The 24,973-nt window shown below is 58.1% G+C and carries 18 protein-coding genes and 5 pseudogenes; 7 read left to right on the top strand and 16 right to left on the bottom strand.

What is annotated here, in order from left to right; translation table 11 throughout:
* Window positions 1-15: 15 nt before the first annotated feature.
* A complete protein-coding gene (locus tag KGA88_RS09335; RefSeq protein ID WP_223590340.1) occupies window positions 16-909 on the bottom strand; it encodes a LysR family transcriptional regulator in 894 nt (297 codons plus the stop codon).
* Window positions 910-1,167: 258 nt separating this feature from the next.
* Here KGA88_RS09335 and KGA88_RS09330 point away from each other — a divergent pair.
* Together KGA88_RS09330 and KGA88_RS09325 are read left to right on the top strand one after the other, a co-directional pair.
* Window positions 1,168-1,371, top strand: a pseudogene (locus KGA88_RS09330) (alpha/beta hydrolase); the annotation flags it as partial.
* Window positions 1,372-1,416: 45 nt separating this feature from the next.
* A complete protein-coding gene (locus KGA88_RS09325) occupies window positions 1,417-2,628 on the top strand; it encodes an MFS transporter (RefSeq protein ID WP_263296059.1) in 1,212 nt (403 codons plus the stop codon).
* A gap of 74 nt (window positions 2,629-2,702) precedes the next feature.
* Here the strand turns inward: KGA88_RS09325 and KGA88_RS09320 are convergent, their stop codons facing one another.
* From KGA88_RS09320 to KGA88_RS09305, 4 genes and pseudogenes are all read right to left on the bottom strand, one after another.
* Window positions 2,703-3,257 (bottom strand): YdeI/OmpD-associated family protein, encoded by a 555-nt coding sequence (locus KGA88_RS09320; protein ID WP_223590337.1) that lies wholly within the window; start codon window positions 3,255-3,257, stop codon window positions 2,703-2,705.
* Window positions 3,258-3,604: 347 nt separating this feature from the next.
* Window positions 3,605-3,824 (bottom strand): annotated as a pseudogene (locus tag KGA88_RS09315) (transposase); the annotation flags it as partial.
* A 35-nt stretch (window positions 3,825-3,859) separates the two neighbouring features.
* Window positions 3,860-4,270, bottom strand: a complete 411-nt coding sequence (locus KGA88_RS09310) for a DUF4440 domain-containing protein (protein WP_223590334.1) — start codon at window positions 4,268-4,270, stop codon at window positions 3,860-3,862.
* The gene (locus tag KGA88_RS09305; protein WP_110657771.1) at window positions 4,251-5,618 is read right to left on the bottom strand and encodes an MFS transporter; all 1,368 of its coding nucleotides are present in this window, start codon (window positions 5,616-5,618) and stop codon (window positions 4,251-4,253) included. Before KGA88_RS09305 ends, KGA88_RS09310 begins: the two co-directional genes overlap by 20 nt.
* Before the next feature lie 105 nt (window positions 5,619-5,723).
* On the opposite strand from KGA88_RS09305, the gene KGA88_RS09300 reads away from it, so the two are divergent.
* Both KGA88_RS09300 and KGA88_RS09295 read left to right on the top strand, forming a co-directional pair.
* Window positions 5,724-6,611, top strand: coding sequence for a LysR family transcriptional regulator (locus KGA88_RS09300; RefSeq protein WP_223590367.1), 888 nt, complete (start codon window positions 5,724-5,726; stop codon window positions 6,609-6,611).
* A gap of 169 nt (window positions 6,612-6,780) precedes the next feature.
* Window positions 6,781-7,761, top strand: coding sequence for a methyl-accepting chemotaxis protein (locus KGA88_RS09295; protein ID WP_411740839.1), 981 nt, complete (start codon window positions 6,781-6,783; stop codon window positions 7,759-7,761).
* Window positions 7,762-7,843: 82 nt separating this feature from the next.
* Here KGA88_RS09295 and KGA88_RS09290 read toward each other — a convergent pair whose 3' ends face one another.
* The 6 genes and pseudogenes from KGA88_RS09290 to KGA88_RS09265 all read right to left on the bottom strand — a co-directional run bounded on the left by KGA88_RS09290 (window position 7,844) and on the right by KGA88_RS09265 (window position 13,827).
* Window positions 7,844-10,717 carry a multicopper oxidase domain-containing protein gene (locus KGA88_RS09290; protein WP_223590331.1) on the bottom strand — a complete coding sequence of 958 codons (2,874 nt, stop codon included), beginning with the start codon at window positions 10,715-10,717 and terminating at the stop codon, window positions 7,844-7,846.
* A 378-nt stretch (window positions 10,718-11,095) separates the two neighbouring features.
* A complete protein-coding gene (gene gfa, locus KGA88_RS09285) occupies window positions 11,096-11,674 on the bottom strand; it encodes an S-(hydroxymethyl)glutathione synthase (RefSeq protein WP_223590329.1) in 579 nt (192 codons plus the stop codon).
* A 143-nt stretch (window positions 11,675-11,817) separates the two neighbouring features.
* Complete coding sequence (locus KGA88_RS09280; RefSeq protein ID WP_223590326.1) at window positions 11,818-12,300, bottom strand: HIT family protein; 483 nt, start codon at window positions 12,298-12,300, stop codon at window positions 11,818-11,820.
* Between the two features lie 47 nt (window positions 12,301-12,347).
* Window positions 12,348-13,139 carry a 2-oxo-tetronate isomerase gene (gene otnI, locus KGA88_RS09275; RefSeq protein ID WP_223590324.1) on the bottom strand — a complete coding sequence of 264 codons (792 nt, stop codon included), beginning with the start codon at window positions 13,137-13,139 and terminating at the stop codon, window positions 12,348-12,350.
* Between the two features lie 34 nt (window positions 13,140-13,173).
* Window positions 13,174-13,308, bottom strand: a pseudogene (locus KGA88_RS09270) (aldolase); the annotation flags it as partial.
* A 255-nt stretch (window positions 13,309-13,563) separates the two neighbouring features.
* Window positions 13,564-13,827, bottom strand: a complete 264-nt coding sequence (locus tag KGA88_RS09265) for a hypothetical protein (protein WP_223590322.1) — start codon at window positions 13,825-13,827, stop codon at window positions 13,564-13,566.
* A gap of 557 nt (window positions 13,828-14,384) precedes the next feature.
* Between KGA88_RS09265 and KGA88_RS09260 the strand changes: the two are divergent.
* A pseudogene (locus KGA88_RS09260) lies at window positions 14,385-14,543 on the top strand (CGNR zinc finger domain-containing protein); the annotation flags it as partial.
* Window positions 14,544-14,562: 19 nt separating this feature from the next.
* On the opposite strand, the gene KGA88_RS09255 reads toward KGA88_RS09260, so the two are convergent.
* The 5 genes from KGA88_RS09255 to KGA88_RS09235 all read right to left on the bottom strand — a co-directional run bounded on the left by KGA88_RS09255 (window position 14,563) and on the right by KGA88_RS09235 (window position 20,764).
* On the bottom strand, window positions 14,563-16,626 hold the full coding sequence (locus KGA88_RS09255) for an ABC transporter ATP-binding protein (protein WP_223590319.1): 2,064 nt from the start codon (window positions 16,624-16,626) through the stop codon (window positions 14,563-14,565).
* A 23-nt stretch (window positions 16,627-16,649) separates the two neighbouring features.
* Complete coding sequence (locus KGA88_RS09250; RefSeq protein WP_223590317.1) at window positions 16,650-17,543, bottom strand: ABC transporter permease; 894 nt, start codon at window positions 17,541-17,543, stop codon at window positions 16,650-16,652.
* Window positions 17,540-18,493 carry an ABC transporter permease gene (locus tag KGA88_RS09245; RefSeq protein ID WP_223590314.1) on the bottom strand — a complete coding sequence of 318 codons (954 nt, stop codon included), beginning with the start codon at window positions 18,491-18,493 and terminating at the stop codon, window positions 17,540-17,542. The genes KGA88_RS09250 and KGA88_RS09245 overlap by 4 nt, the downstream gene beginning before the upstream one ends.
* Window positions 18,490-19,161 carry a dimethylsulfonioproprionate lyase family protein gene (locus KGA88_RS09240; protein WP_223590311.1) on the bottom strand — a complete coding sequence of 224 codons (672 nt, stop codon included), beginning with the start codon at window positions 19,159-19,161 and terminating at the stop codon, window positions 18,490-18,492. The genes KGA88_RS09245 and KGA88_RS09240 overlap by 4 nt, the downstream gene beginning before the upstream one ends.
* Window positions 19,162-19,237: 76 nt before the next feature.
* Window positions 19,238-20,764, bottom strand: a complete 1,527-nt coding sequence (locus KGA88_RS09235) for an ABC transporter substrate-binding protein (RefSeq protein ID WP_223590308.1) — start codon at window positions 20,762-20,764, stop codon at window positions 19,238-19,240.
* A 109-nt stretch (window positions 20,765-20,873) separates the two neighbouring features.
* Between KGA88_RS09235 and KGA88_RS09230 the strand changes: the two genes are divergently transcribed.
* The gene (locus KGA88_RS09230; RefSeq protein WP_223590305.1) at window positions 20,874-21,749 is read left to right on the top strand and encodes a LysR substrate-binding domain-containing protein; all 876 of its coding nucleotides are present in this window, start codon (window positions 20,874-20,876) and stop codon (window positions 21,747-21,749) included.
* 691 nt (window positions 21,750-22,440) lie between these two features.
* Window positions 22,441-24,949 (top strand): annotated as a pseudogene (locus tag KGA88_RS09225) (putative bifunctional diguanylate cyclase/phosphodiesterase).
* Window positions 24,950-24,973 lie beyond the last annotated feature (24 nt).

Here is a 24,973-nt window from a genome sequence, read left to right as displayed (position 1 = left end):
TCGACTATAGAGCGCTCAGTTTCTATATTTCAGCGCCTCCACCAATGCAGAAAAGGCGGGCGACGCCTGGCGTCTGTTGGGGTAATACAAATGGTAACCCTGAAACACAGGACACCAGTCGGCCAGGACTTCTTTGAGTCGGCCGTCGGCCAGATACGGTGCGACCAATTCCTCTGGTACATAGGCCAGGCCAACGCCATCAACGGCGGCATTGAGAACATGCATGATGCTGTTGAAAACGAGTTGCCCCTCTGCCTTGACCGTAAACGCCTGGCCATCTCGCTCAAACTCCCAGGCGTAGATCGCCCCTGATGGCCTGTGTCGGATATTCACGCAGTCATGGGCGGTCAACTCATGGGGCGTCGCGGGTGCCGGATTGCGTTCGAAATATGCTGGAGATCCCACCACCGCCAACCGCCAATCCGGCCCTATGCGAACGGCGATCATGTCCTTGCTGATCGATTCGCCCATGCGAATGCCGGCATCAAAGCGCTCCTCGACCACGTTGGTGAATCCATAGTCGACGTAGAACTCCAGTGTGATATCCGGGTAACTCTTCAGGAAGCCTGCAAGCATCGGCCGAATGCACAACTCAATCTGATCGTCAGTACAGGAAATACGAATCGTGCCACTGGGCTTGTCCCGTAATTCGCTCAAGGCTTCAAGCTCAACAGCGATCTGATCAAAAAGCGGGGCGATCGAGCGCATCAATCTTTCTCCCGCCTCTGTCGGCGACACATTGCGTGTCGTGCGGGCCAGCAGACGTATCCCCAGTCTTTGTTCAAGTGCCCGGATCGTATGACTTAGCGCAGAAGGCGTAACCCCCAGTTTGGCGGCGGCCTTGGTAAAGCTTTGATCGCGCGCCACTGCCAGAAAAGCCTGGAGATCGTTGACTTTGGTATGGGCCATTGCTGAATTTTTCTCAAAACCACATGAAGATTACACCCACTAATCAGGGTATCTCGAATCCGTCAAGCTCTGTCATCTATCCGGAACGGAGCGCTGATGATGAATGAGACACTTGTAACCCTCCCTGAAGCCATAGAAGCCTTGACCCCTCCTGGGCTTGATCGGCGCGAATTCGTAAAGGCCAGCGTGAGCATGTACGACACGGGCGCCGTCACCCGTCATGGTCTGGGGCGCTCAGTGACTGTCGAGCAACGCCAGGCCCCGCGTCCGCTGCTGTTCATCACAGGCGATCAGGCGCACTCCAGAGCGTTCAGCGAGGACGCCTACCAACGCGCCGCCGAACCCAAGGAACTGGCCTGGGTTCCCGGCGCGGGTCACGTGGATCTGTACGGCCGCGTGAACTTGATTCCCTGGACCAAGCTCACCGCCCTTTTTACCCGGCACCTGACGGCGGTTGGCTAACAGGCCAGTGCTTCAGCCAACAACTGTTTGATAAGAGGTTTTTGCATGACGGCTCAAGTATTCGACACCCCGGCAAGTGATGCCCTCGGCACGCCGGGGACTGGGGAACTGCCGGCTTACTGGAGTGGCATCTTTGCGATGACGCTGTGTGTATTCGCGCTGATCGCCTCGGAGTTCATGCCGGTCAGTTTGCTCACGCCGATTGCGTTGGATCTGCAAGTCAGTGAAGGACTGGCCGGGTATGGGATCGCCATCTCCGGCGCCTTCGCGGTGCTGACAAGCCTTTCGATTTCCAGGCTTGCGGGCGCAATGGACCGCAAGACGCTGTTGCTGCTACTGACCGGGATCATGTGCGTGTCGGGGCTGGTGGTCGGTCTGGCGCCAAACTATACGGTGTACATGATGGGGCGTGCGCTGATCGGCGTGGTGATCGGTGGGTTCTGGTCGATGTCGGCGGCAATGGCCATGCGCCTGGTACCGTCCCATAGCGTGCCCAAGGCCCTGGCAATCTTCAACGGCGGCAATGCTTTGGCAACCGTAGTGGCCGCTCCACTGGGAAGCTATCTGGGGAGTGTCATCGGTTGGCGGGGGGCTTTTTTCTGCCTGATTCCGGTCGCGATCATCGCGTTGATCTGGCAATGGATCAGCCTGCCAAGCGTGAAGGCGGCGCCGCGCAAAGCGGGCGCTGGCAATGTCTTTCGACTGTTCAAGAGCCCATTGGTCAGTTTCGGCATGTTGAGTGTGGGCGCTTTTTTCATGGGGCAGTTTGTACTGTTCACCTATCTGCGCCCGTTCCTGGAGACCGTCACGGGTGTAGATGTTTCCACGTTGTCGATGATCCTGTTGGTCATCGGCGTGGCGGGTTTTGTCGGAACCATCCTGATCGGCACTTTCCTGAAACTCGGCATGTACCGCGTCCTGGTCTGCATTCCACTCTTGATGGCTGCCATTGCACTTTCCTTGATTGTCCTTGGCGACGGAGTCGTGGCAGCGTTTGTATTGCTGGGGCTGTGGGGCCTGATCGCGACGGCGGCACCTGTGGGGTGGTGGTCGTGGTTGGCCAGGGCGTTGCCCAAGGACGCTGAAGCCGGTGGCGGTCTGATGGTGGCAGTCATTCAGCTATCCATTGCGCTGGGTTCTACCCTCGGTGGGCTGCTGTTCGACGGGAGCGGCTATCGCATGACCTTTTTCGCAAGCGCTGTCTTGCTGGTACTCGCCGCCGTGATGGCCTTGTTCACATCGCGACACCAGGTTTAATAGAAGGTCGGCTTTAGCCGGTCCCGGTGAGCGAAGCGAACGCATTGTCAGGCGTATTCAACGGAGTCTTCCATTTAACTATTTTCTGCCTCGGGTGCACGGAAGGCCTTGCTGTAGTAGCCGGACTGGTCGAAACAGCAAACCTTCTTCTTGCCGGATGCAAGCATATCGCAGGCATCACCAATTCGTTTTGCGCGCGTCTTGAGTTGCTTGGCTGAAGTAATCCAATGTATCCAGTCTATTCGTGCGATGGTCGTCGTATTGTTCCAGACTTCACGAGCCTCAGGAGTGGCTGCCAGTGCCTCCTGAAAGTCTGCCGGGATGTCAGGCTCTGGCTCCTTCTTCACAGGGGTTAGCGCTAGCGTAACGACATCCCCAACGGCCACGCCCGCGGCTTCGAGTAACTCTCTACTTACCGGCAGCCAATGGCTCAGCTGACCATCCGGCTCAAGGGTTGCCTGGAAACGGTGCCCATTGATGGTGCCTTCAGCGCTCGTCCTTCCTCGCCTCGGAAGCTGTTCACTCGCGTCTCTTGGCAGTACTACGAACGCCCACGACGTATCATTGCCAGGCTTTGCCGGACGAAGAAGCTTTGCTTCGAATCGGGATTTCACATCGATTGATGTCATTGCAACTCCTTCCACCAATACGCCTGACTACCATTTGGCGACATCACTGTCGGTTTTAAACGCGACATTGATGACGCCAAGCTCAGTTGCGGTAAAGATTCAGTGCAGAAGGTGGAAGCTACCTAGTGTCCGCTAGCCTGTCCAGCGGGTGCTTCTGGCCCAGAGTGCTGCCTGTCGCGAAGGGCAGCAGTCGACCGCTTCTGTTGAAACAGTCGGATTTTCAGCTCGCCTGAACTCAGGCACGACTACCACCGGAGAACCTACTCACCACATTGAGTGGTTTCTCGGCCCTTCGTTGACCTTTGTTGCTTTGTTATTGGGTTAATTTGAGGTTTTTGGCTTAGTGCAGGCGCACCTATCTCAAGGCTCAACCGGCAGAACCACCGATACGCCACGTTCAAATGGGCCTCTTCGCACAACCGCCGCTCTAAGCGAATGCCTTAGCAATAGCCCACGATCAGCATGCGAATCATCAGTTCAGGATCAATCGACGGACGCCCGATCGGGCTATAAAAAATCGGCGAGGTAATGGCGCAGGTCGCCCAGATCGAGACACCGATCAATGCTGCCGGCAATCGGTGATTATGTAGTTCATACGAGAATCAGCTTTCCTGGCTTAGCGGCGTTTCATGCAGGTAGATCCATTGGGCGTTGTGGTGATGCATGCTTATGATCGCCACCGAAACCCGTGAGCTTTCGCGCTGGCCGAGGCGATGGGTTTCCTTGTAGCGAATCGCCACGCTGTTGCCTTCCTGCCAGACCGTCTGCAGATCGCTGATGACGATCTCCAGGCCTGGCTTGGCGCCGACTGCACCTTTAAACATCTGTTCGACCGTCGCCCGGCTGACAATGGCGGCCGAGGTGGTGACCATGGTGAAGTCCTCGGCAAAGGCCGATATCAGTGGTTCAAGCGTGGCCTGCCCCTTACCGTTTGCGTCGGTGAACAGGGTGTGGATCAGCTCGTGCACGTGATGAATGCTGTGGTGCGCCTGTTCAACTATTTTGTTGTGCATGACAGTCCTTTTGAGTGTTCAACTGACTCAGTTGAAAGAGTGGGAACAGGCCCACCAGCGCGGCGATGGCAAAGGTCACGTGGTAGGCCTGGGTGGTATCGAAATGCTTCAAGAGCAGGTTGAAAACCATCAGGAAGAGGGCAGCGCCGATGCTGAATGACATCTGTCGGTTGATGTTCCAGATGACACTGGCCTTGTGGGTGTCATTGCCCTTGAAGTCCATCAGCGACGTGGTTTGTGCTGTGTTGACACCGATGCCGCCGCCGATCCCCATCAAGCTGTAGGCGATGACGATCACCAGAAAGTCTGAGGGATCGTTCACCAGTAACAGAGTGGCGATGCCGGCGCTGTGCAAGAGCATGCCGAGGGCAAACAGCCGCTTGGCGCCCATCCGGTTATAGACCCGGCCACAGATCAGCATCGCGATGAACGCGCCGATGGCGTAGAGGATCATGAACATCCCTGTCAGTCGGGCGCTGAAGCGCAGGGTGTTTTGCAGGAAGAAGAGGCTCATCAAGTTGACCCCCGTGAATACACCGGGAATCGCGTAATAGATCAAGATGGAGGTGCTGAGTTTTTTGCTTTTGAGCAGGCTCAGTTCAATGATCGGTTTTTTGCATGTGCGGTAGTGCAGCCCGTACAGCACGACGAAAGCAACGCCGGCCATCACGAAGAGGGCGGCCACCCATGCCGGAGCGTCGCCGCCATACAAAGACATGCCCATCAGCAGGCTGCCGAGTGCCGCGCTGACCAGCAGCAAGCCCTTGATGTCGGGCCGGGGCAAACTCGTCGACCGCGCTTCGTTGATCCAGGACCAGGACAGCAATGCCGCGATCAGCGAGAACGGGATGTTGCTGTAAAACACCCAGCGCCAGGAGCTGCTGTCGACGATGATGCCGCCGATGGTCGGTGAAATGGCGGGCGCAATCAGGGCAACGGCCATGACCAACGTGGATACTTTCGCCCGCTGCTCGCCCTTGAACAGGTTGAACGTCAGTGCCTGTCCGACAGGAATCAACAGGCCGCCGCCAATCCCCTGGACGAAGCGCCAGATCACCAGCTCGTTGAAACTGTTGGCCAGCCCACACATCCACACGGAGGCTGTAAACACGATCATCGAGGTGGTGAGGATTTCCCGACTGCCAAAACGACCGGCCAACCAGGTGCTGACCGGAATGATCAGTGTCAGCCCCAGAATATAAGCGTTAGCCACCCAGGCAACGTCTGAAGTACTAACGTGCAGCGCTGCCGATATACTCGGTAATGCGACTGCTGACATAAAGACGTTAATGCAGTCTATAAAAAAGCCGATCAGAAATATCAGTGCAACTTTGTAGCGATAGGTCATGTTGTTTCCCCTTTGCCGCAAAGCATAAGGGGGGTGGACTTGAACTGTCGATACGACTATCCTTGAAACAATGTTTGACGGGATTTAACAGTGAGCCATATTTCTATGCACACTCATCTTAATCGGGTCCAGACATTCTTGGCCGTGGTCGATTTTGGTTCTTACACCAAGGCTGCCAATTACCTGAACATCAGCAAGGCCATGGCCAGCCTGCATGTCAAGGCGCTGGAGGAAGTGCTGTCAGCGACGTTGTTGATTAGAAATACCCGAAATATATCCCTCACCGAAATCGGTCAGGACTTTTATGAAGAATTCAAAGGTATTGTCGCGGACATCGATAACGCTTTCGACAATATATTAAAAGGGCGTAATCGGGTGTCCGGAAAGTTGCGCTTCAGTTCCACCGGCGAATACGGCGAGGCCTATATTCTTCCATTGATACCGCAATTTATAGAGCGCTATCCGGAAATAAAACTCTGTTATAACTTCAACTCGTCACTCAATGATCTGGTGGCGGAAAAGTTAGACTTGGTAATCCGTTTGGGCAATTTGGCGGACTCGGCTTTCAAGAGCCGTAAACTGGCGGATTATGAAATTGTCCTGGTGGCTACCGAGACGTTTCTTGCACGTCACCCGGTGCAGAATCCTCAGGACCTGAATTCGGTGCCGTGGATCGCCAACAGCAACCTGCAGGCACCGACCCAGTGGACGTTGCGCCATCCGCACTTGGGGACTGTCGAGATCAACGGGATCAATCAGTTTGAATCCAACTCTTCCACGGCCATCCGCTCCATGACGTTGTCGTCGCTAGGCGTCTCGGTGCTGCCCGCCTGGGTGATCAAGGACGATATCGCCAGCGAGCGGCTGATCCGGTTGTTGCCCGACTATTCGCTGCCCTCGCAGTCCGTCAACGTGGTGTTTCCCAACAGCCCGCATTTGCCCCACAAATCGAGGGCATTCATCGATTTCCTGTTGCTACATCTGGCGCAGTAATCACCAAATAAAAGGTTCTTCACGCATTCCCGGGAAACTGTAGGAGCCGGCTTGCCGGCGATGGACTCAAGTGCGCCGCGTATATCCGGTTTACGCGCGTTATCGTTAACAGCCATCTGTGCTGTTCAGCCTGTTGGGGCCTAAACGGCTTGCGCAAAGGTTGAGCGAGATGACGGGTGTGATCAGGACCATCGCCGAGGGTGAGGGCAACCTTCGTCAACGTCTGGACACCACGCGAATGGCCAACGATGAGACCGGTGACATGGGGCGCTGGATCAACAGCTTCATCGATAATCTGGACTCGGTTGTCGGGCAAGTGGTGAAGGCCAGTCGCACCGTCGGCGCCACCAACCAGATGATGTTGGGGCGCAGCCAGGAGGCTGGCGTCACTTCGGCCGAGGTGGCCGAAGCAGTGCATCACATGATGATTATCGTTGAAGACCAATTGGGCGAGATCCAGCAGGCCTCTGCCAGCGCCGAGCGAATGAAGCAGGCAATGGACGAAGTCGTCACCCGTGCCCGCGAGCAGTTTCTCGCTGTGCAGGCAGGCACCCAGTCGATTCGGGATGTGGTCGAACGCTCTTCTTCAAGCGTGCAGTTGCTCGACAGCCGCATGACGCACATCGGCAACATTACCGGCCTGATCAGTGACATCACCAACCAGACCAATCTGTTGGCCCTCAATGCCGCCATCGAGGCCGCGCGCGCCGGCGAACATGGGCGAGGTTTTGCGGTGGTTGCCGATGAGGTACGCAGTCTCGCCTCACGCACCTCTCGGGCTGCCGATGATATTCGACAGATGGTCGAGGGCTTGCAGAACGAAACGCAAACCGCCGTCAGCTTCATGAAGGAGGGCGTCAAGGACGTCGATAACAGCTTGCGCCTGGCCGAAGATGCCTCCTCGGAAAACGTGCAGTTGCATCAAGCGGTGGAAAGTATGTTTGCGATCATTCAGCAGCTCAACAAACGCAGCCTCGATTACGGCAAGACGATCAAGCAGGTCGACCAGTCTTCCGCGCAAATGCGTCACACGGTGGTGGTGTTGCAAGGCAGTGCCGAGACCGTGAGGCTCAATGCCAATAAACTGCAAAAACTGGTGGGGCAGTTTGAGGTGAGCAACAACAGCAACGCACGCGTGGCGGCTGCTTGAAAAGGCAGGCGAGGGCGGGCTGACCATGACGGTAGCCCGCATTTTCGAAGGGAACATGCACCGGCAGGTTTGACAGGCGACGCTAGCCTTTGCCTCCGCTGACACTACTGCCGGCACTACTGCTGCCACTGCCACTGTTGTTGACCTTGACCTGCGGCCCGACGCCATCTCCGGTACGGAATGTCGGTAACGCAACCGAGTTGACGAATTTCACGCCGTCCCAGCTGGGTAATGGCGTGGGCATCAACTGGAACTGGCCCGGGTGCTCGGAGTCCCAGCGCAGCAGCATCGACGTGTCCTCATGCTGTGTGTTGTGGCAGTGCTCCATGTAGGTACCGACAAATTCACGGATGCGCATGGCTATTTCGACATTGTCGAGGCTGTCAGGATCGGAACCTATGCGGTAGACATCCTTGCGCGCCCATTTTTCCCATTCTGGTGGTTTTTTGCCACCTCGACTGAGAATGATCCCTTCCTCGAAATGCACATGCACCGGGTGAGTCCAGCCATTGCCGCCGTTCTGGATCTTCCAGATTTCCAGCGTGCCTTCACCCTTGAACCCTGCCGGTGTCGGGCCAGTGGCCAATTGTGGCGCAGCGGAAATCCGGCGCGGGTCCATGTTGAAGCCTGGGCCGCCATCGGTCTTGATCGTCCAGGGCGTTAGATCCGTGCCATCGGAGCGGCCAAAGATAAAGGTGCGGTGCCGCGCCTGGGCAAGCCGGGCGATATCGGCTGGGTCATCACGGTGCAAGGGCAGCGGGATCATGACCTTGCCCTCGGGCTTGCCCGGCTTGGCGGGCTCGAAGTCGGCCGGATTCATGCTGACATCCTGGCCGGTGTAAGGCTGGACGTTCAATTGCATGAACATGCCCACGCCCGGGTCGCCGTTGATCCACTGTGGCCCGTGGCTGGTTTGCCTGACGACGGGCAGGTACCTCCCGGAGAGTACATCGGCCAACGGAACGTCACGCTTTGGAAGCTTGCCGTTTTCATGCTCCTCGAGGTTGACGAAGAAAATCTTGTCGCCCGGCTTGATGCCGTTCTTCGCGAAGTCGACGACGATGTCATAGCGCTCGGCTACGCCCAGCATCGGCAGGATGGCATTGTTGTCCTGTTTGTCGCCGTCGCCATCGAGGTCCAGGCTGCCATCGAACGGCACAGCGTGCTCCATGATATTGCCGTCGTTGGCAATCATGTGGAACGGCACCCGGTTATATGAAACCCCGGAGTTGTTCGGGCCGGGAAACTCGCCGCCATTACCATTGACCTGTCGCACCAGCGCCAGCTTGAAGAAGCGAGAAACCGATCCGTCGAGAATCCGGAAACGGTAGCGGCGGGCACGTACGTCCAGGAAGGGCTTGTACTCCCAGTTGGTCAGCACCTGGTCACCGAGAAAACCGTCGGTGTTGAAGGGGTTGAACCACAACTGGCCGGCCTGGTCCCAGGCCTTGTCGGCGATCGTCAGGTTGATGTCGTAGTCGCGGTTACCCCAACCGAGCCCCGAGCCGCTGGGCAAGCGCAGGTTGACCCCGTCGTCGACCGACTCGTTACCACGGTCCACGGCGCTGTAGTAGTTCATCATCGTCGCATTGCCTTTGTAGACGTTCTGCGCGGTGAAATCGAGCATGTGGTCGTGGAACCAGTGGGTGCTCATGGTTTCGCGCCAGTCGCCACGGATCTTGATGGTGCCGTGGTCGCAGGTCTTGAAGCCGGGGCTGGCATCGTTGACGAAAATCTTTTCACCGGGGTCGCACGGGAATGCGGCCCGTGGGTCTTCGGCCTTGGTATTGATGGTGTCGTAACCGGCCAACTGGATCGGCCAGCGATAGTCGTAGTACTGGCCCGGGAAGAAGAACGCGTTGGTAAAACCGTCGCTTTCCGCGGGCGAGTGTCCGTTGTGTTCATGGGTGCTCAAGGTGTGCAGGCCAAAGCCCCGGTTCGCCGATGGGTCAATGGGCAAGGCATCGTAATGACGCATCAGCATCGCCTGGCCATAGCGCACCAAGAGCAGTTTGGGTGGGAAGGTGCCATCGAACGTCCACAACGCATTGTGGTCCTGGACAGGGAAGTTGGGGTGAAACTGCACCAGAATGCCCTTGGTCGTGCCCTCGTTGTCCGGGCTGCCGTCGGTGTTGTGATAGAGCCCGCCTGGCGCGAATTCCCCCACGGCGTAGTTATGCCGTTGCATGCGATCACGCAAACCGCTGTTGACGTGCGCGCCGGCTTGCACGGTCTTGAAGGCATCGCGCGGGAGAAACTCATTGAAACGCTGGTGCGACCAGCCTTTTCCCGGTGGCCGGCCTTCTGCGGGCGAATCGACCCGACGATTGAGGAAGTCCTCGATCTGCGTCTTCCAGGGGTTGCGGTCCAGCACATTGGAGAACTCTGTCGGGAAGGGCGTCAATGCGGGCTGCCGGAGAAAGGCATCCAGCGCCGTCGGCGACGGGCCGCTACGCGCCACCTTCAATGGATCTTGCGCCGGTGCGGGACCTACCGTCGGGACCGGAAACGGAACGGGTGAGGGTGGGTCGGTCGGATCCAGTTTGTTCGAGCCGAACTCTTCGAAAAGTTCGAGCTTCTGTGTGAACGGTAGAGCCCCGAATACCGGGCTGGCATTACCGTTAGTGGGGATGTTGAAGCTGGTTTGCAGATTGGGTGGCAGCACATTGTCGGCCAAGGGGGTCTTGCGGTTACCGCCGACTCCATTGGGTAAGTCGAAAGCGCCGACGTTTGCGGGAGGCTGCTTTTGCAAGTCCCTCAATGCGGCATTGGGGTCGGCGGGCGGATTGGTGAACGCCGATGGGTCGGTAGGTGGCGGTGGATCGGTGTTGTCGAGGGGGACTGCCTGGGCCTGGGACAAGCCCAACCCGAACATGATCGCGGCAGCAGAGATACTCAGCGCCAGCCTGGTTTTGAACAATGGACTAGGGTTCGACCTTGCGGTATCTAGTTTCATCGCAAACACCTCTGACGGGTTCCTCGAAGCGCGTGGCGAAGCATGGACAACGAGCCACTGCCTCTAGCCCAACGTGCGAAATGTTTTATTTCGAGCCGGGATGGGAGCGATGCAAGTCTCCTACCAGAAGTGACAGGTGGTGACTATGGCTCAATGCCACGCCGCCCCCGTGTCTGCTGGCGTTTGGCGTACGTATGAGAAGCCAGGGTGAAAGCCCCGATGACGGGGAATAATCCCCAATGCAGGGTGCGATTTTGGGGGTGTTTGGGCCAGGAAAAGTGGCCATTTCCTGACTGTTTCGATGGCGGCTTCTAGACGCACGACATCAACGGTGGATCGCCGCCACGGTCCGCAAAAGAAACCGCGGCGACCGATCGATCAGGCGGCGGGGAGCAGGCCTTTCTGTTTGGCGACATGCGTCGCCAGTGCGTCCATCAGGTCCGGGGACAGGCAGTCGTAGGGTTCCAGGCCGATCGAGCGCAAGCGCTCGCGGATGGCCTTCATTTGCGCAGGCGGTGTGCCGGTTTCGATGATGGAGGACACGAACGCGGCGAATCCCGGCGCAGCCCATCCGCGCTGTGGCGAAAGCTCGGTATGGACGAAGTCCAGGCCATAAAACGCATGGTCCTTGTTCTCGATGCGCCCAAAGAGATGGGCGTGACATTGCTTGCAGGCGTGGCGCTGGATGGTGGCGGATTCGTCGACAATCGCCAGTTTTTCGCCGTGGGCAATGACGCTGACCTTATCTCGAGGCACCACGGCGATGACGGCGAATGTGGCGTTTTGTGGTTTCCAGCATTTGCTGCAGCCGCAGGCGTGGTTATGCAGGGTTTGTGCGTCGATCTTGACCTCGACCTTGTCGGTCGCACACAGGCATTGCAGGGTGCCACCGGTGAAATTCGCGGCGGCGGGTTGGAGCCCGTTGTCCAGTGCAGGGTGAAGTTGCAAGGTGCTCATGCTGGCGTCTCCGTTTCAGGGGGGCAGACAAAAGTGCCTGGGGCCATGTCCCAGACCGGTCGGTTACCCTGATAAAGAATAGTCTGCGATGACGCCTTGAGCGCGGCCAGGGCCGGCGCACGGGCGGGTCTGCCGACGCTCGATCAAATGAATGCGCTACGCAGGCTCTGGATCACTTCGCCAATGGAGGGGCCTTGAGTCTTTGGTGGTGTTGGGTTTTCAGCAAATTCTCGCCAGATAAACAACGTCAGCTCTGCACCGTCAGTTGAAGAGAGCGCGTTTTCAGCATAGGCAAAGGTTTCAAGTTGCCGATAGCGGGCATCGTTCCAGAAGAGGTCTTCGACCCAGTCATAGACCGGTATGAAATGGAAGTGGATGGGCCAGCCCGGATCATGACCAAAGCGCCCGATGTAGAGGCGCTTGGGCAGCAGTTGCTGTTCGATTGCCTGCTGAGTCCTGGCGAGCAGGACTCCCAGTTCTGCAAGCGCAGCAGACGATAGTTCGGCCAGCGATGAAGTGTGGATTTTCGTCGCTAACATCAGATAGCCGGGAAGCGCGCTGGCCAGATGGTGGTTGATGATCCAGTGGTCGGTTTCATGAATGATGAACTGCGGGGCAATTTCCATATGCCGTATGTCCTGGGTGATTGACACGCCAGAATAGCAACGTCACTTCACAATGTCCGCGCCTGCCAATCGCGCAGCCACTGCAGCCCCTCGGACGTATCCCCGCGCGGTCTGTACTCGCAACCCACCCAGCCGTCGTAACCCAACTGATCGATCAGCTCGAACAGGTAGGGGTAATTCAACTCGTTGTTCAAGTCCGGTTCGTGGCGATCCGGCACGCCCGCGATCTGGATATGGCCGATGCCGGCGAAATCCCGTCGCAGCTTCGTCGCTACGTCGCCCTCGACGATCTGGCAATGGTAGACGTCGAACTGGACTTTGAGGTTGGCCTGGCCGACCGCTTTGCAGATGGCCTGGGCCTGGTGCTGGTGGTTGAGGAAAAACCCCGGCATGTCGCGGGTATTGATCGGTTCCAGCAAGACGGTGATGCCAGCCTTGGCGGCTTGTGTCGCTGCATGGCTGAGGTTTTCCAGGTAGGTTTGCTGGTGCCGGGCGCGATCCGCTTCGTTCGCCAGCAGCCCGGCCATGACGTGAATGCGCTCGTTGCCCAGTACTGCCGCGTATTCCAGGGCCTGGTCGAAACCTGCGCGAAACTCCGCTTCACGGCCTGGCAAGGACACGGTGCCTTTTTCGCCTGCCGCGATATTGCCAGGCGGGGCGTTGAACAGGGCCTGGACCAGGCCATTGTCGTCGAGCCGCTGTTTCAATTGCTGCGCGCTGTAGTCGTAGGGGAACATGTATTCCACGGCCTGGAAACCATCGGCGGCGGCTGCGGCGAAACGGTCGAGAAAATCATGTTCGGGGTAGAGCATGCTGAGGTTGGCAGCGAAACGAGGCATGAAGATTCCTTCGGTCAAAGTATCAATCTGTGGGTTACCACTGGACACCAAAGGCCTGGTGCAATTCATCCAGCGCCGCCTGGTGCAACGGGGTCGGTCGTGGATGGCTCATCAGCCACAGGCGTGCGGTTTCTTCCAGCTCTTCCAGGGCATATCTGGCCCGGGAAACACGGGCAACGCAATACCTGTAGGAGCCGGCTTGCTGGCGATTTACTCAAGTGCGCCGCGTTTATTCAGGTCACCCGCGTTATCGTTAACGACCATCGCCAGCAAGCTGGCTCCTACAATTGACCGCGTCCTGGCCCGGGAAACACGGGCAACGCAATACCTGTAGGAGCCAGCTTGCTGGCGATGGCCTCAAATGCGCCGCGGTTATCCAGGTCACCCGCGTTATCGTTAACGACCATCGCCAGCAAGCTGGCTCCTACAATTGACCGCGTCCTGGCCCGGGAAACACGGGCAACGCAATACCTGTAGGAGCCGGCTTGCTGGCGATGGCCTCAAATGCGCTGCGGTTATCCAGGTCACCAGCGTTATCGTTAACGACCATCGCCAGCAAGCTGGCTCCTACAATTGACCGCAACACAGGCAACGCAATACCTGTAGGAGCCAGCTTGCTGGCGATGGCCTCAAGTGCGCCGCGTTTATTCAGGTCACACGCGTTATCGTTAACGACCATCGCCAGCAAGCCGGCTCCTACAAGGGACTGCGTGCCGGTCGTAACACGCAATACCTGTAGGAGCCAGCTTGCTGGCGATGGCCTCAAATGCGCCGCGGTTATCCAGGTCACACGCGTTATCGTTAACGACCATCGCCAGCAAGCCGGCTCCTACAAGGGACTGCGTGCCGGTCGTAACACGCAATACCTGTAGGAGCCAGCTTGCTGGCGATGGCCTCAAGTGCGCCGCGTTTATTCAGGTCACACGCGTTATCGTTAACGACCATCGCCAGCAAGCCGGCTCCTACAAGGGATCGCGTCCCGGTCGTAACACGCAATACCTGTAGGAGCCAGCTTGCTGGCGATGGCCTCAAGTGTGCCGCGTTTATTCAGGTCACACGCGTTATCGTTGACGACCATCGCCAGCAGGCTGGCTCCTACAAGGGACGCGTCCTGTCCCGGGAAACACAGGCAACGCAATACCTGTAGGAGCCGGCTTGCTGGCGATGGACTCAAGTGCGCCGCGGTTATCCAGGTCACCCGCGTTATCGTTAACAACCATCGCCAGCAAGCCGGCTCCTACAAGTGACCGCGGCTTGGTGCGCAAATGCGAAAGCGCCGAATGTTCATTGATGTTTTACGACCGCACCAAGACGCACAAACGACGCTGGTGCAGCATGGCGCCGTGCGGAAACCGGCATAAAGTCGCCGAGTTCCGCAAGCGGCGTTCGTGTGCTGTGGACTGAAGGCGCGAGGCTGCGCGAATCAGCCTCTCAATTGAAATGACAGGGAAGCAGAAGCACTGCCTGATACATGAGTCTGGCGAGCCACCGCCGAGTCTTCAGTGTGATGGGTCAGGTCGGCGATCGGGATATGGCAACGAATGAAGCCATTTTGTATTTTCTGCGAAGGCGGGCGACTGTGTGCACAGAGTTCGCCGACTTGTCGAGGGCAGCGACCCGCAAGCGGGCATCCTGTGCCTGCCGTGGATTGCGAGCCTGGCATTGCCGGAGGGGGCGCAACGTAGTCATCCTTGCAAAGTCCCGGGGCTGCACGCAGGAGCATTTCGGTATACGGGTGCAAGGGGGAACCGAACAGCTGGTCGGTATCGACCAGTTGCATCAATTCGCCGCGATACAGCACCGCGACCTTGTCGGCCAATTGCCGCACCACCGCCAGATCGTGTGAGATGAACAGCATGGCGACGGCGTGCTGCTGCTTGAGCGCCAGGAGCAATTCGACAATCCTGGTCTGCACGGACACATCGAGTGCCGAGAGAATTTCATCGCAGATCAGCAGCTTTGGATTGACCAGCAACGCACGTGCGATCGCGATCCGTTGGCGCTCGCCGCCGGACAGCTGTTCGGGATAACGATTGAGATAGCCCGCATGCAATCCCACGCTTTCCAGCGCTGTTTCAAGGGTGTCGGGTTGCAATTCGATCCCGAAATGATGCAGCGGCCGCTCAAGGATGGCGCGGATAGTGCGGCGTGGATTGAGCGATGCGTCGGGGTTCTGAAAGATGTACTGAATCTGCCTCAACTGCTGTACGGATCGGCTGGCGAGAGTGGGTGCCAGTACCTCGCCGTCGACCTTGATGGTGCCCGAAACAGGCGCGAGCCGGCCGCTGATGGCGCGGGCTATGGTTGATTTTCCGCTACCAGATTCGCCGACCAGCGCCACGATCTCACCGCAACGCAACTCAAGGTCGATATCCCGCGCGACAGGGATGCTCTTCTTGCCCAACAACTCCGTGAACCATCCAGACTGCGCGTAAGTCAGCGAGAGGTCGTCCACCGACATCAGCGTTTCCGTGTCCCGTTTTGTTCCGAGGGCGATAACCGGTGAAGGCGCCGGGGGCTGTGAGTCGGCCACTTCGGACCAGCGCATGCATGCCACGGATTGTGCGTCAGTCACAGGTATCAGGTTCTGTGGCGTCAAGCGACAAGCCGCTGTCGCGAAGTCGCACCGCGGTTCAAACTTACAGCCCGCGGTCATCTGATCGCGCCGCAGCATGCCGCGCAAGCCACGGGCACCACCATGACCGTGCTGTACCGTCGGAATCGAAGCAATCAGGCCGCGCGAATAGGGGTGGGCAGGGTGCGTCAACAACTGCTCGCAAGACGCGACCTCGACGAGTTTGCCGGCATACATGACGCCAATGCGATCGGCGATTTGCGCTAGCAGCGCGAGGTCATGGGTGACGTAGAGCATCGCCATGCCGATGCGGCTGCGCAGATCCGACAGCAACTGGATGATCTGGCGCTGAGTGGTGACGTCCAGCCCCGTGGTCGGTTCGTCGAGCACCAGTAAATCCGGATTGCAGGCAACGGCCATGGCAATCGTCACTCGCTGCTGCTGGCCGCCGGACAACTCATGGGGATAGCGCCGGCCGACATCGGGTAGCCCGACCAGGGCAAACAGCTCGGTGATGCGCGTCTCCATGGAGATTCCGGCGGGCAACGCGCAGTGGGTCACAATCATCTCGCGAATTTGCTGCCCGACTCGCATGCCAGGGCTCAGCGCGGTCGTCGGATTCTGTGGGACCAGCGCGATGCGGTTGCCGCGAAGCCTTGCCAGTGCGCGGGCGTCAAGCTGCAGAAGGTCTGTGCCCTCAAACAACACCTGACCGGCCTGCACGCGGCTATTGGCGGCGCCATAGCCGAGCAGCCGATAGGCGACCGTGGATTTTCCGCAACCCGATTCCCCAACGAGACCGAATGTCTCGCCGCGGGCTATGTCGAAGCAAACGCCTTCCACAACATCGGTCCAGCCGTTTTGCCCGGCATAGGCGATACCAAGGTTTTGAATCTCGATCAGCTTGGTCATGCTTCAAACCTCTTTATTGTTATTCATGCACCGACCACTGAGCGTTGGCCCAGCATTCTCGACAACCCGTCGGTGAAGAGATTGAGCCCAACGACGAGGGAGGCGAAACCCAGGCCCGGCCCGAACACCGTCACCGGCGAAGCGATCAGCAGGCCCCGGTTTTCGCTGATCATCAGGCCCCATTCCGGTGTGGGTGGGCGGATACCGAAACCGAGGAAACCGAGTGCGCCGATCAGGATGGGCGCATAGCTGATACGCAGCGAGAACTCGACCAGCAGCACGTTGGCGGCATTGGGGAGAATTTCTCGCAGGACGATGGACCAGGTACCTTCACCCCGCAGCTGGGCAGCCGCGACATACTCGCGAGTGGCAATTTCCATTGAGGCCGCCCGCGCAATCCTGGCAATCCGCGGTGTGTAAACCAGCCCGACCACCAGCACGATCAGTGCGGGTTCCCCGGCAAGGGCAGGGCCGGCAGCAATGATTGTCACCAGCGCCAATGCCAGGAACGGGATGCTGATCATGGCTTCGACCAGACGCTGCACGATCTCGTCGAACACGCCGCCGAGATAACCTGACACCAGGCCGAGCGTCGTACCGGCGACCATGCCCAGCGCCGTGCCGGCCAGGGCCAGCAGCAAAACAATGTGTGCGCCGTACATGAAACGGCTGAGGACATCGCGGCCGATTTGATCAACGCCCATCGGGTGTAGCCAGGACATGCCGGACAGCGGCATGCCGGTGCCCATTTGCGCGAAACCAAAAGGTGTCCAGAACACCCCGATCAGGGCAAACAGACCATGTGCCACGAGGATGAGCGAGCCGACCTTGAAGGCTCCAGGCATCCTTTGCCAGCGTCCGAGATAAGCCGCGAGCGATTGCGTGCGTTGGCCGGACAGCGCATTGGTAAGACTCATCGAGTAGTCCTCAGGCGAGGTTGAAGGAGAACCGCACAGATGTCGGCCACGAGGTTGGCGGTGATGTAGACCGCCGCGCTGATCATCACGGTGGCCTTGATCAAGGGAAGATCGCGCAGTTGCAAGGCATCGATCAGCAGGGTGCCAAAGCCTGGGTAGGAGAACACCCGCTCGACAATGACCACGCCACCGATCAGGAACCCGAGGTTGAGCGCCGTGATATTGAGTGCCGGGACAATGGCATTGGGCATCGCGTGGCGCCAAAGCACCGCATAAGGCCGCAAGCCTTTCAGTTCAGCGAGGCGTACGTAGTCGGAGCGCAGCACCTCGATCAGGCTGTCGCGCAGGACACGGATGGCATACACCGCCATGATGATGGCGAGGGTCACGGCCGGCAGGATCATGGCGCGCAGGTTGTCCAGCCAGGTGCTGGCGTCGGAAACCGTCGCCAGTGCGGGCAGGATGGGCATGGCCACGGCGAAGATAAAAAGCAGGATCGTCGCCAGCAGAAAGTCGGGAAGCGACAGCAGTACCAGTGTCACGACCGAAATTATGTTGTCGACCTTCGTGCCACGCCGTGTGGCTTGAATCACCGCAGGAACGATGGCCAGCACCAGGTACATGGCAAAGGCCAGCAGCGACAGGAGCAATGTGTTGATGATACGCGGGCCCAGCACGTCGGCAATCGGCCGTCCGGTTGCGATCGAGACCCCAAGATTGCCCTGGAGCAAATCGCCCAGCCAGTGCAGGTAACGGCTGAACGGGGGATCGCCCAGATGCAGTTGAGCACGCAGCACTTCCAGCGCCTTTGCGGTGGCGTCGCGACCGAGGATACGTGTCGCCACATCTCCCGGCAGGGCTTCGAGAATCAGGAAAATCAGTAACGAGACGAGCAGCAGCGTGACCGCCGACAGCATGACCCTACTGATGACAAGCCGCACAATGGTCATTTCGATCCGCCCCCTCGAGTCATCAAGGTTGAGTCCGACGCCATCCAGTCCGGAAGAAAGGCCGCATCGGTGTCCAGATCGCCCTGCCAGACGTACAAGAGCACCAAAGGCCGGTCTCCTGCGAGCGTGGCATGGGGAATCCACGAGGGATGATGAATGATTTCACCGGCTTCCCGTGATGACCACGCGTCGTCGGCCGTTCGCCAGAACGACGGGCCGGTGACCGTGTAATAGATTTCATCAGCCGGGTGGCTGTGTAACGGGTAGTGGGTTTGGGGGCCGAGGAACATCAGGCCGAAGGAGATTTCGGCATCCTTGATCAGCGCAGGGGGCCCACTTTCTGGTCCGCAGATGACGCCGTAGCCGTAGTTGTTGCCAAAGTCGGCGCTGGGCGGGGCGGCCAGATAGCTATCGCTACGCGTCAGGTGGATGGCGGGCATGAGATCGGCCAGTGCTTTGGCCAGGGCGCAACCATCGGCATAGGTGCTGAGCTCGTCCTCGCAGGACTTCTGCACCGGTACTCGTGCGGCAGGTACGTCCTGAAGGGTGGACAGCCCCGACTGCAACATGCGCAAGCGTTTTGCGTGTGACCTTGCGACGGGTTGATCATCGCGATCGAGCACGTCGGCAAAGCATTGGAGAAACCTGGACAGATAAGGGAGTGTCATGCGCACAGCCTCCTCCCCGGAGCCGACAGGCTCCGTGGACTGGATTGAATTCAAATGGGGCGAGCGGGGCGAGCGGCTACTTTGCGCAGCCCAGTTCCGCGTAGTTGATACGGTTCACGTCGACGTTCGGGGAATAGCCGCTGCAGCCTTTGCGCAACCCCGCGACGACCGATGAAAAGACCGGAAGAATCATGCCGCCTTCTTGCGCAACCATGCGCTGGGCGTCGCGATAGAGCTTGTTGCGCTCTTGCTCGTCCGCGGTTTGCCCGGCCCTGGCGACCAGCGCATCGAAATCCGCACGCTTCCAGTGGGTCTCGTTCCATTCCGATGCGCTGTTGAGCGACAGCGTCAATGCTTCAGCCGGTGGACGAGCACTGGTGTACGAGATGACCGCCGGTTTCTTCAGCCAGATCGTGTCCCAGTAACCCTCGGCCGGCGAGGTGATGACGTTCACTTTTATGCCGGCGGACGCCGCCATCTGGGCATAGACCTGAGCCAGTAACAGCATGCCGGGGTAGGAGTCGGACGTATAGAGATCGAAGGCGATGCCATCAGGATGACCTGCCTCGCTCAGCAAGGCTTTGGCCCGCTTGATGTCCGCTTCCGGTGGTGGCGTATTGAGGCTCAGTGGTGAGCTGGGCGGTATCGGTGTATCGCCACCGACTTCGCCATAGCTCAACAGCACGGTGTTGAGGATGGTTGGCCGATCCATGACCAGCTTCATTGCCTCGCGCACCCGGACATCGTCGAAGGGCGCCGTGTCGGTCCAGACAGCGATATAAAGCGAGGTCGCCCCGGGCGTCGAAACGAGATCGACCGCCGGGTTGCCCTTGAGCGTGATCAGGCTTGCCGGATCGACCACCAGCGACAAATCAATCGAGCCTGACAATAACGCCGAAAGCCGTGAAGTCGCTTCAAGACTGGTGGTGATTTCCAGGCAGTCGGCTTTCGGCAAACCGGCGCGCCAATAATGGGGGTTGCGCTGCATGACCCGCACCGGGCCGTTGGTGGTAAAGGTCTTCTGCACAAACGGCCCGGTACCGTTGCCTTGGGTCCGCAGGTCTGCACCCTTGGCACCCTCGGGGACCATCAGCGCATATTTGGTCGCGATCAACATCGGCAGTTCGACGACCGGCGATTTCACCTTGAAGCGCACGGTATTTTTATCGACTGCCGTGATACCGGCCGGGTCAAGGAAGGAGAGGGTGGAAAACCCGCCGGGCGAGACGGCCGGGTCGAGCAGGCGACGATAGGAATAGACCACATCGGCCGCATCGAAATCGGACCCGTCGTGGAACTTCACCCCTTCGCGCAAGTGGAAAGTCCATTCGGTGGCATCCGCGTTGGATTCCCACGATTGCGCCAGCACCGGGATGGGCATCATGGTATTGCTGCGGTCGACCAGGGGTTCATACACGGCACGGATGTGATAGACGCTGTCGGTGCCGATCAATGCGGCGGGGTCCATCGTCTGTTTCTCGCCGTCCGATTCGTACCCCAGCACGCGCACGCATTGCTCGGCGGCTGTTACCGTGGGTGCGGAGAAAAAACAGGTTCCGAAAGCCAGCGCAAAAGCTGAGGATGCAAACAAACTACGTTTCATTTCTGTGCCCCTGATTTATTTTTATGGGACGAGTATGTGATTGCGTTGAATCCCGGGCAAACGAGTATATTTAACCCCCGCTTGAATTTTTTTAACGTCGCGAGCAAGCATGATTCCGAGATCGCTTCCCCCCCTGTCGACGCTGAAAGTCTTCGAATCCGCTGCGCGATTGCGCAGCTTCAAAGGCGCTGCCGAGGAACTGAGCCTTACCCAGTCGGCGATCAGTCACCAGATCGCTTCGCTTGAACGCTACCTGGGCACAGCGCTCTTTTGCCGATTGCCAGGTCGGGTAGAACTCAACGAAAAGGGCGAGCTTTACTTCCCTGTGATCCAGGATGCGCTGGATCGCATCTCGCTCACGACCGACCTCATCCGTGAGAAGCAGACCCAAACGTCCTTGACCGTACAGGTCTATGTCACCGTTGCGGTTCGATGGCTTATCCCAAGGCTCCAGACGTTCAAGGATGCGTCGCCCGAAATTGCGGTCAGCCTGGATGCAAGCCTGTTGGACTGGGAGTTCAATCCCGCCCGGGCCGACGTGGGGATCATCTATACGCGTACACCGGATCGACCGAATCTGACCTACACACTCCTGAAGCAGGAGCGGCTCGTGGCGGTTTGCTCAAAGAAACTCGCCAAGGCCATTGCCGCACCAGAGGACCTGCGTCAGGTTCCGTTTCTGGCGATCTCGGGCACCACTGACGATTCGTTGATGTGGGCCCGGAGCATCGGACTTCCCAGCCTTGTGCAAAGTAAATCGCCTCGATTCGACAGCAGTTTGCTGGCGATTGAAGCGGCAATCAGTGGACAAGGGGTAGTGGTGGTTCCCGAGTTCCTTGTTGAGGCAGATCTTCAATCGGGCAACCTGGTCATACCCATACAGACGGAGGTCATGCAGGCCGGAGGCTGGTATCTCGCGCATGTTCAGCGCAGGGGGCATGAACTGCCGATCCAGCGTTTTCTTGAATGGATACAGGCGCAGTGACAAAAGATGCGTCCTGACAAGACCTGCACAGTCGTTACAGCGCTATAAGTCTCACGCGCGGCGATTGCGGCTTAGCGCTATCGCGATGCTTGCGACAACGCATGAATGGCATCCGCAGCCATCTTTTCAGCGCTGTTCATCCCGGCAATCCGTAAGACACGCGCTCACCGGGAGGTCGCTTGGTCGTAAGTGGGCATCCAGAAATAATGTAAATCCGCAATTTTTCCTCCATGAATACAAGCCGGTTTCGAGGCAGGCAAGATATCCCATACTCGGTTGGGTCTCAGTTTTTTCTGGGCTGTAAATGACCGTATATGGGCCGCTTCTGGGCCGAAAGCTGCCGACCATCAAGGGCGCTGCTACCGACCTGGAGTAGTCGGCGACCAGAACGATGGCAAATTAGTGGCTATGCTTGGTCTGCTGACGAAACTGATCAGGCAGTCCGGCAGGCTGCGCGGAAATGACCCGCAACGTTCACCCCAGGCATGCTGGCCAAGTTCTGCACGCTCGTCAGAGGCGCAGAGCGAGGCTGCAGAAATTGAAAGGAACAGAACATCTGGCAAAAGTGAATGCCGACATTCAGTTCTACACTGGAGAGCGAGGACAATCGTTGTCGGCACAAAAGGTTAACGGGTTTCCGAATACCGCTTCTATTGCTCAATTTAGAAGGATTATGTTTGGAGATTGTGAAATGGATTCTTTCAGGAATAAAAGCGCCGCACAGCAAGCCATACCCACCCTTTCAAATAAGCCGCGCTCGACCAAATGGCACCGCATGTACTTTTTTCTTGCGGGATTCGACGTGCTGGTTGTTGTGCTGAGCGTGCTATTGAATCACCTGATCGTCGATACCTATCACCGCTCCATCAAGGCAAACCAGTCGTGGGTCCAACAGCTGTCGAGCTATTCAACGCTGGGCAGCCTGGCTTCCACAGTCAATGCGCCGGGCAATAATGTGTTCGACACACATAATGTTGAAGCCGAATCGCGGAACATGAATGAAGCCTTGCGCGCCTTCAACGAGCATTTGGCAATGACCAAAAAACAGTTGGAAGTACGGATCGCCAATGAGGCTGAACACAGTGCAGATATCCAAGCCTTTATCCTTGCATTGAAGGATGAGGTGGCTGCAGTTGATGCCGCGATGGTCGAAATGGTGAACGAGGCCTTGCTGATCTTTTCCTACTTCAGGGAAGGGCAGTCGGATAATGCCGGCAAACGCATGGCAACGATGGACAGGAAGTTTGCCCTGGTGCTCGCCTCACTCAGTACCGTGCGCGATCGCGTTGGCCTGGTTCAAAGCAAGCTTCTGGAGGAGGAGCTTGAGTCGGTCGAAGAACTGCGCCGGGTCGAATACGCGATCATGGTGTTCGTGCTACTGATGGTCAGTGCGGCCGTTATCTACGGAGGCAAGATCAGGCGCGAAATGGAGTCGCAAGCAGCCGAAAGGGAAGGTTATCTGGCAGTGCTGCGCGAAAGCGAGATGCAGGCCCGCCAGCAAGCATCGCTGCTGGACAAGGCCCAGGACGCCATTGTCGTTCATGGGATGGATAACCGCATCCTGTACTGGAACAAAAGTGCCGAGCGTCTCTACGGTCTGTCAAAGGAAGAGGCACTCGGCAAGTCGGCACAGGAGTTGATCTACCAGGGTAGCGCCGCTTTCAATGCGGCCACTAACAGCCTGATAGAAACGGGTGACTGGGCGGACGAAGTTACACTTCGACGTCGGGATGGCTGCACCATCACGTTCGAAAGTCATCGAACCCTGGTGCGAGACGATGAGGGCCAGCCGCAATCCGTTCTGTCGATCAATACTGACATCACCCACCGTAAGACCGCTGAGCAAGAAGTCCAGCGTTTGGCCTTCTACGATCAGTTGACCGGGCTGGCCAACAGGCGGCTCATGTTGGACCGGTTACAGCATCTGCTGGCGGGCAGCCCCCGTATCCTGCAGACGAGCGCGATCATTCTCATTGACCTGGATAACTTCAAGGCACTGAACGACACGCTGGGGCATGACAGAGGCGACATGTTGCTGCAGCAAGTTGCTCTGCGCCTTTGCGGCTGCATACGCGAGAGCGACACCGTGGCTCGCCTGGGCGGAGACGAGTTCGTCGTCCTGCTGGATGGCCTTAATGAGAATCCTCCAGAAGCAGCTATCCAGGCCAAGGCTATTGGCGAAAAAATTCTCAACGCTCTGAACATTTCCTACCAACTGGATGGATATGAGCACCACAGCACCCCCAGCCTCGGCATTGCGCTGTTCCAGGGGCAGCTGAGCACAGTGGACGATATTATGAAGCGCGCTGACCTGGCGATGTATCGCGCCAAGGCGGCGGGCCGCAATACCATGCGCTTCTTCGATCCGCAAATGCAGGCGGTTGCCACGGCACGCGCCAGACTGGAAGTAGACTTGCGCCGAGGCTTGCAGGACAACGAATTCCTTCTTCATTACCAGCCGCAGGTGAATAGTGAGGGCCGTATCATTGGCGCAGAGGCACTGATGAGATGGCAGAATCCTGAGCGCGGAGTCGTGTTTCCAGGCGATTTCATTCCATTGGCAGAGGAAACGGGGTTGATTCTGCCGTTAGGCCGTTGGGCGCTGCAGGCAGCCTGCGCTCAGCTGGTTGCCTGGGCAAAGCATTCGCAAACCGCCCGACTGGGTATGGCTGTGAATGTCAGCGCCCGCCAGTTTCACCATCCGGACTTCGTCGAGGAGGTACTGCAAGTACTGAGACACACGGGGGCCGATCCGAAGAAATTGAAACTGGAACTGACCGAAGGCCTGCTGATAGAGGATATGGAAGGTACTGTCGCTAAAATGATCGAGTTGAAAGAGATCGGCATAGGCCTTTCGCTGGATGATTTCGGAACCGGCTACTCGTCACTGTCATACCTGAAGAGCCTTCCGCTGGATCAACTCAAGATCGACCAGTCGTTTATCAGAGATGTGCTGGTTGATCCCAGTGACGCCGCCATCGCCTGCGCGATTGTGAGCATGAGCCAGATATTGGGGCTTTCGGTGATTGCGGAAGGTGTGGAGACAGAAGCTCAGCGGACCTTTCTGCTCAAGCATGGCTGTCAGACCTACCAGGGCTTCCTGTTTTCCCCGCCACTGCCAGCCGAACAATTTGAGGCGTATGTTCACGAAAGATTAATGGCGAGCACTGATTTCCAGGACCAAGACTAAATCGCCATAACTTCGCAGGTGCCTGGCAACTTTG

The sequence above is a fragment of the Pseudomonas sp. A-R-19 genome, from assembly GCF_019956575.1.
Classification (GTDB): Bacteria; Pseudomonadota; Gammaproteobacteria; order Pseudomonadales; family Pseudomonadaceae; genus Aquipseudomonas.
This window is presented reverse-complemented; position numbering and strand designations above follow the sequence as displayed.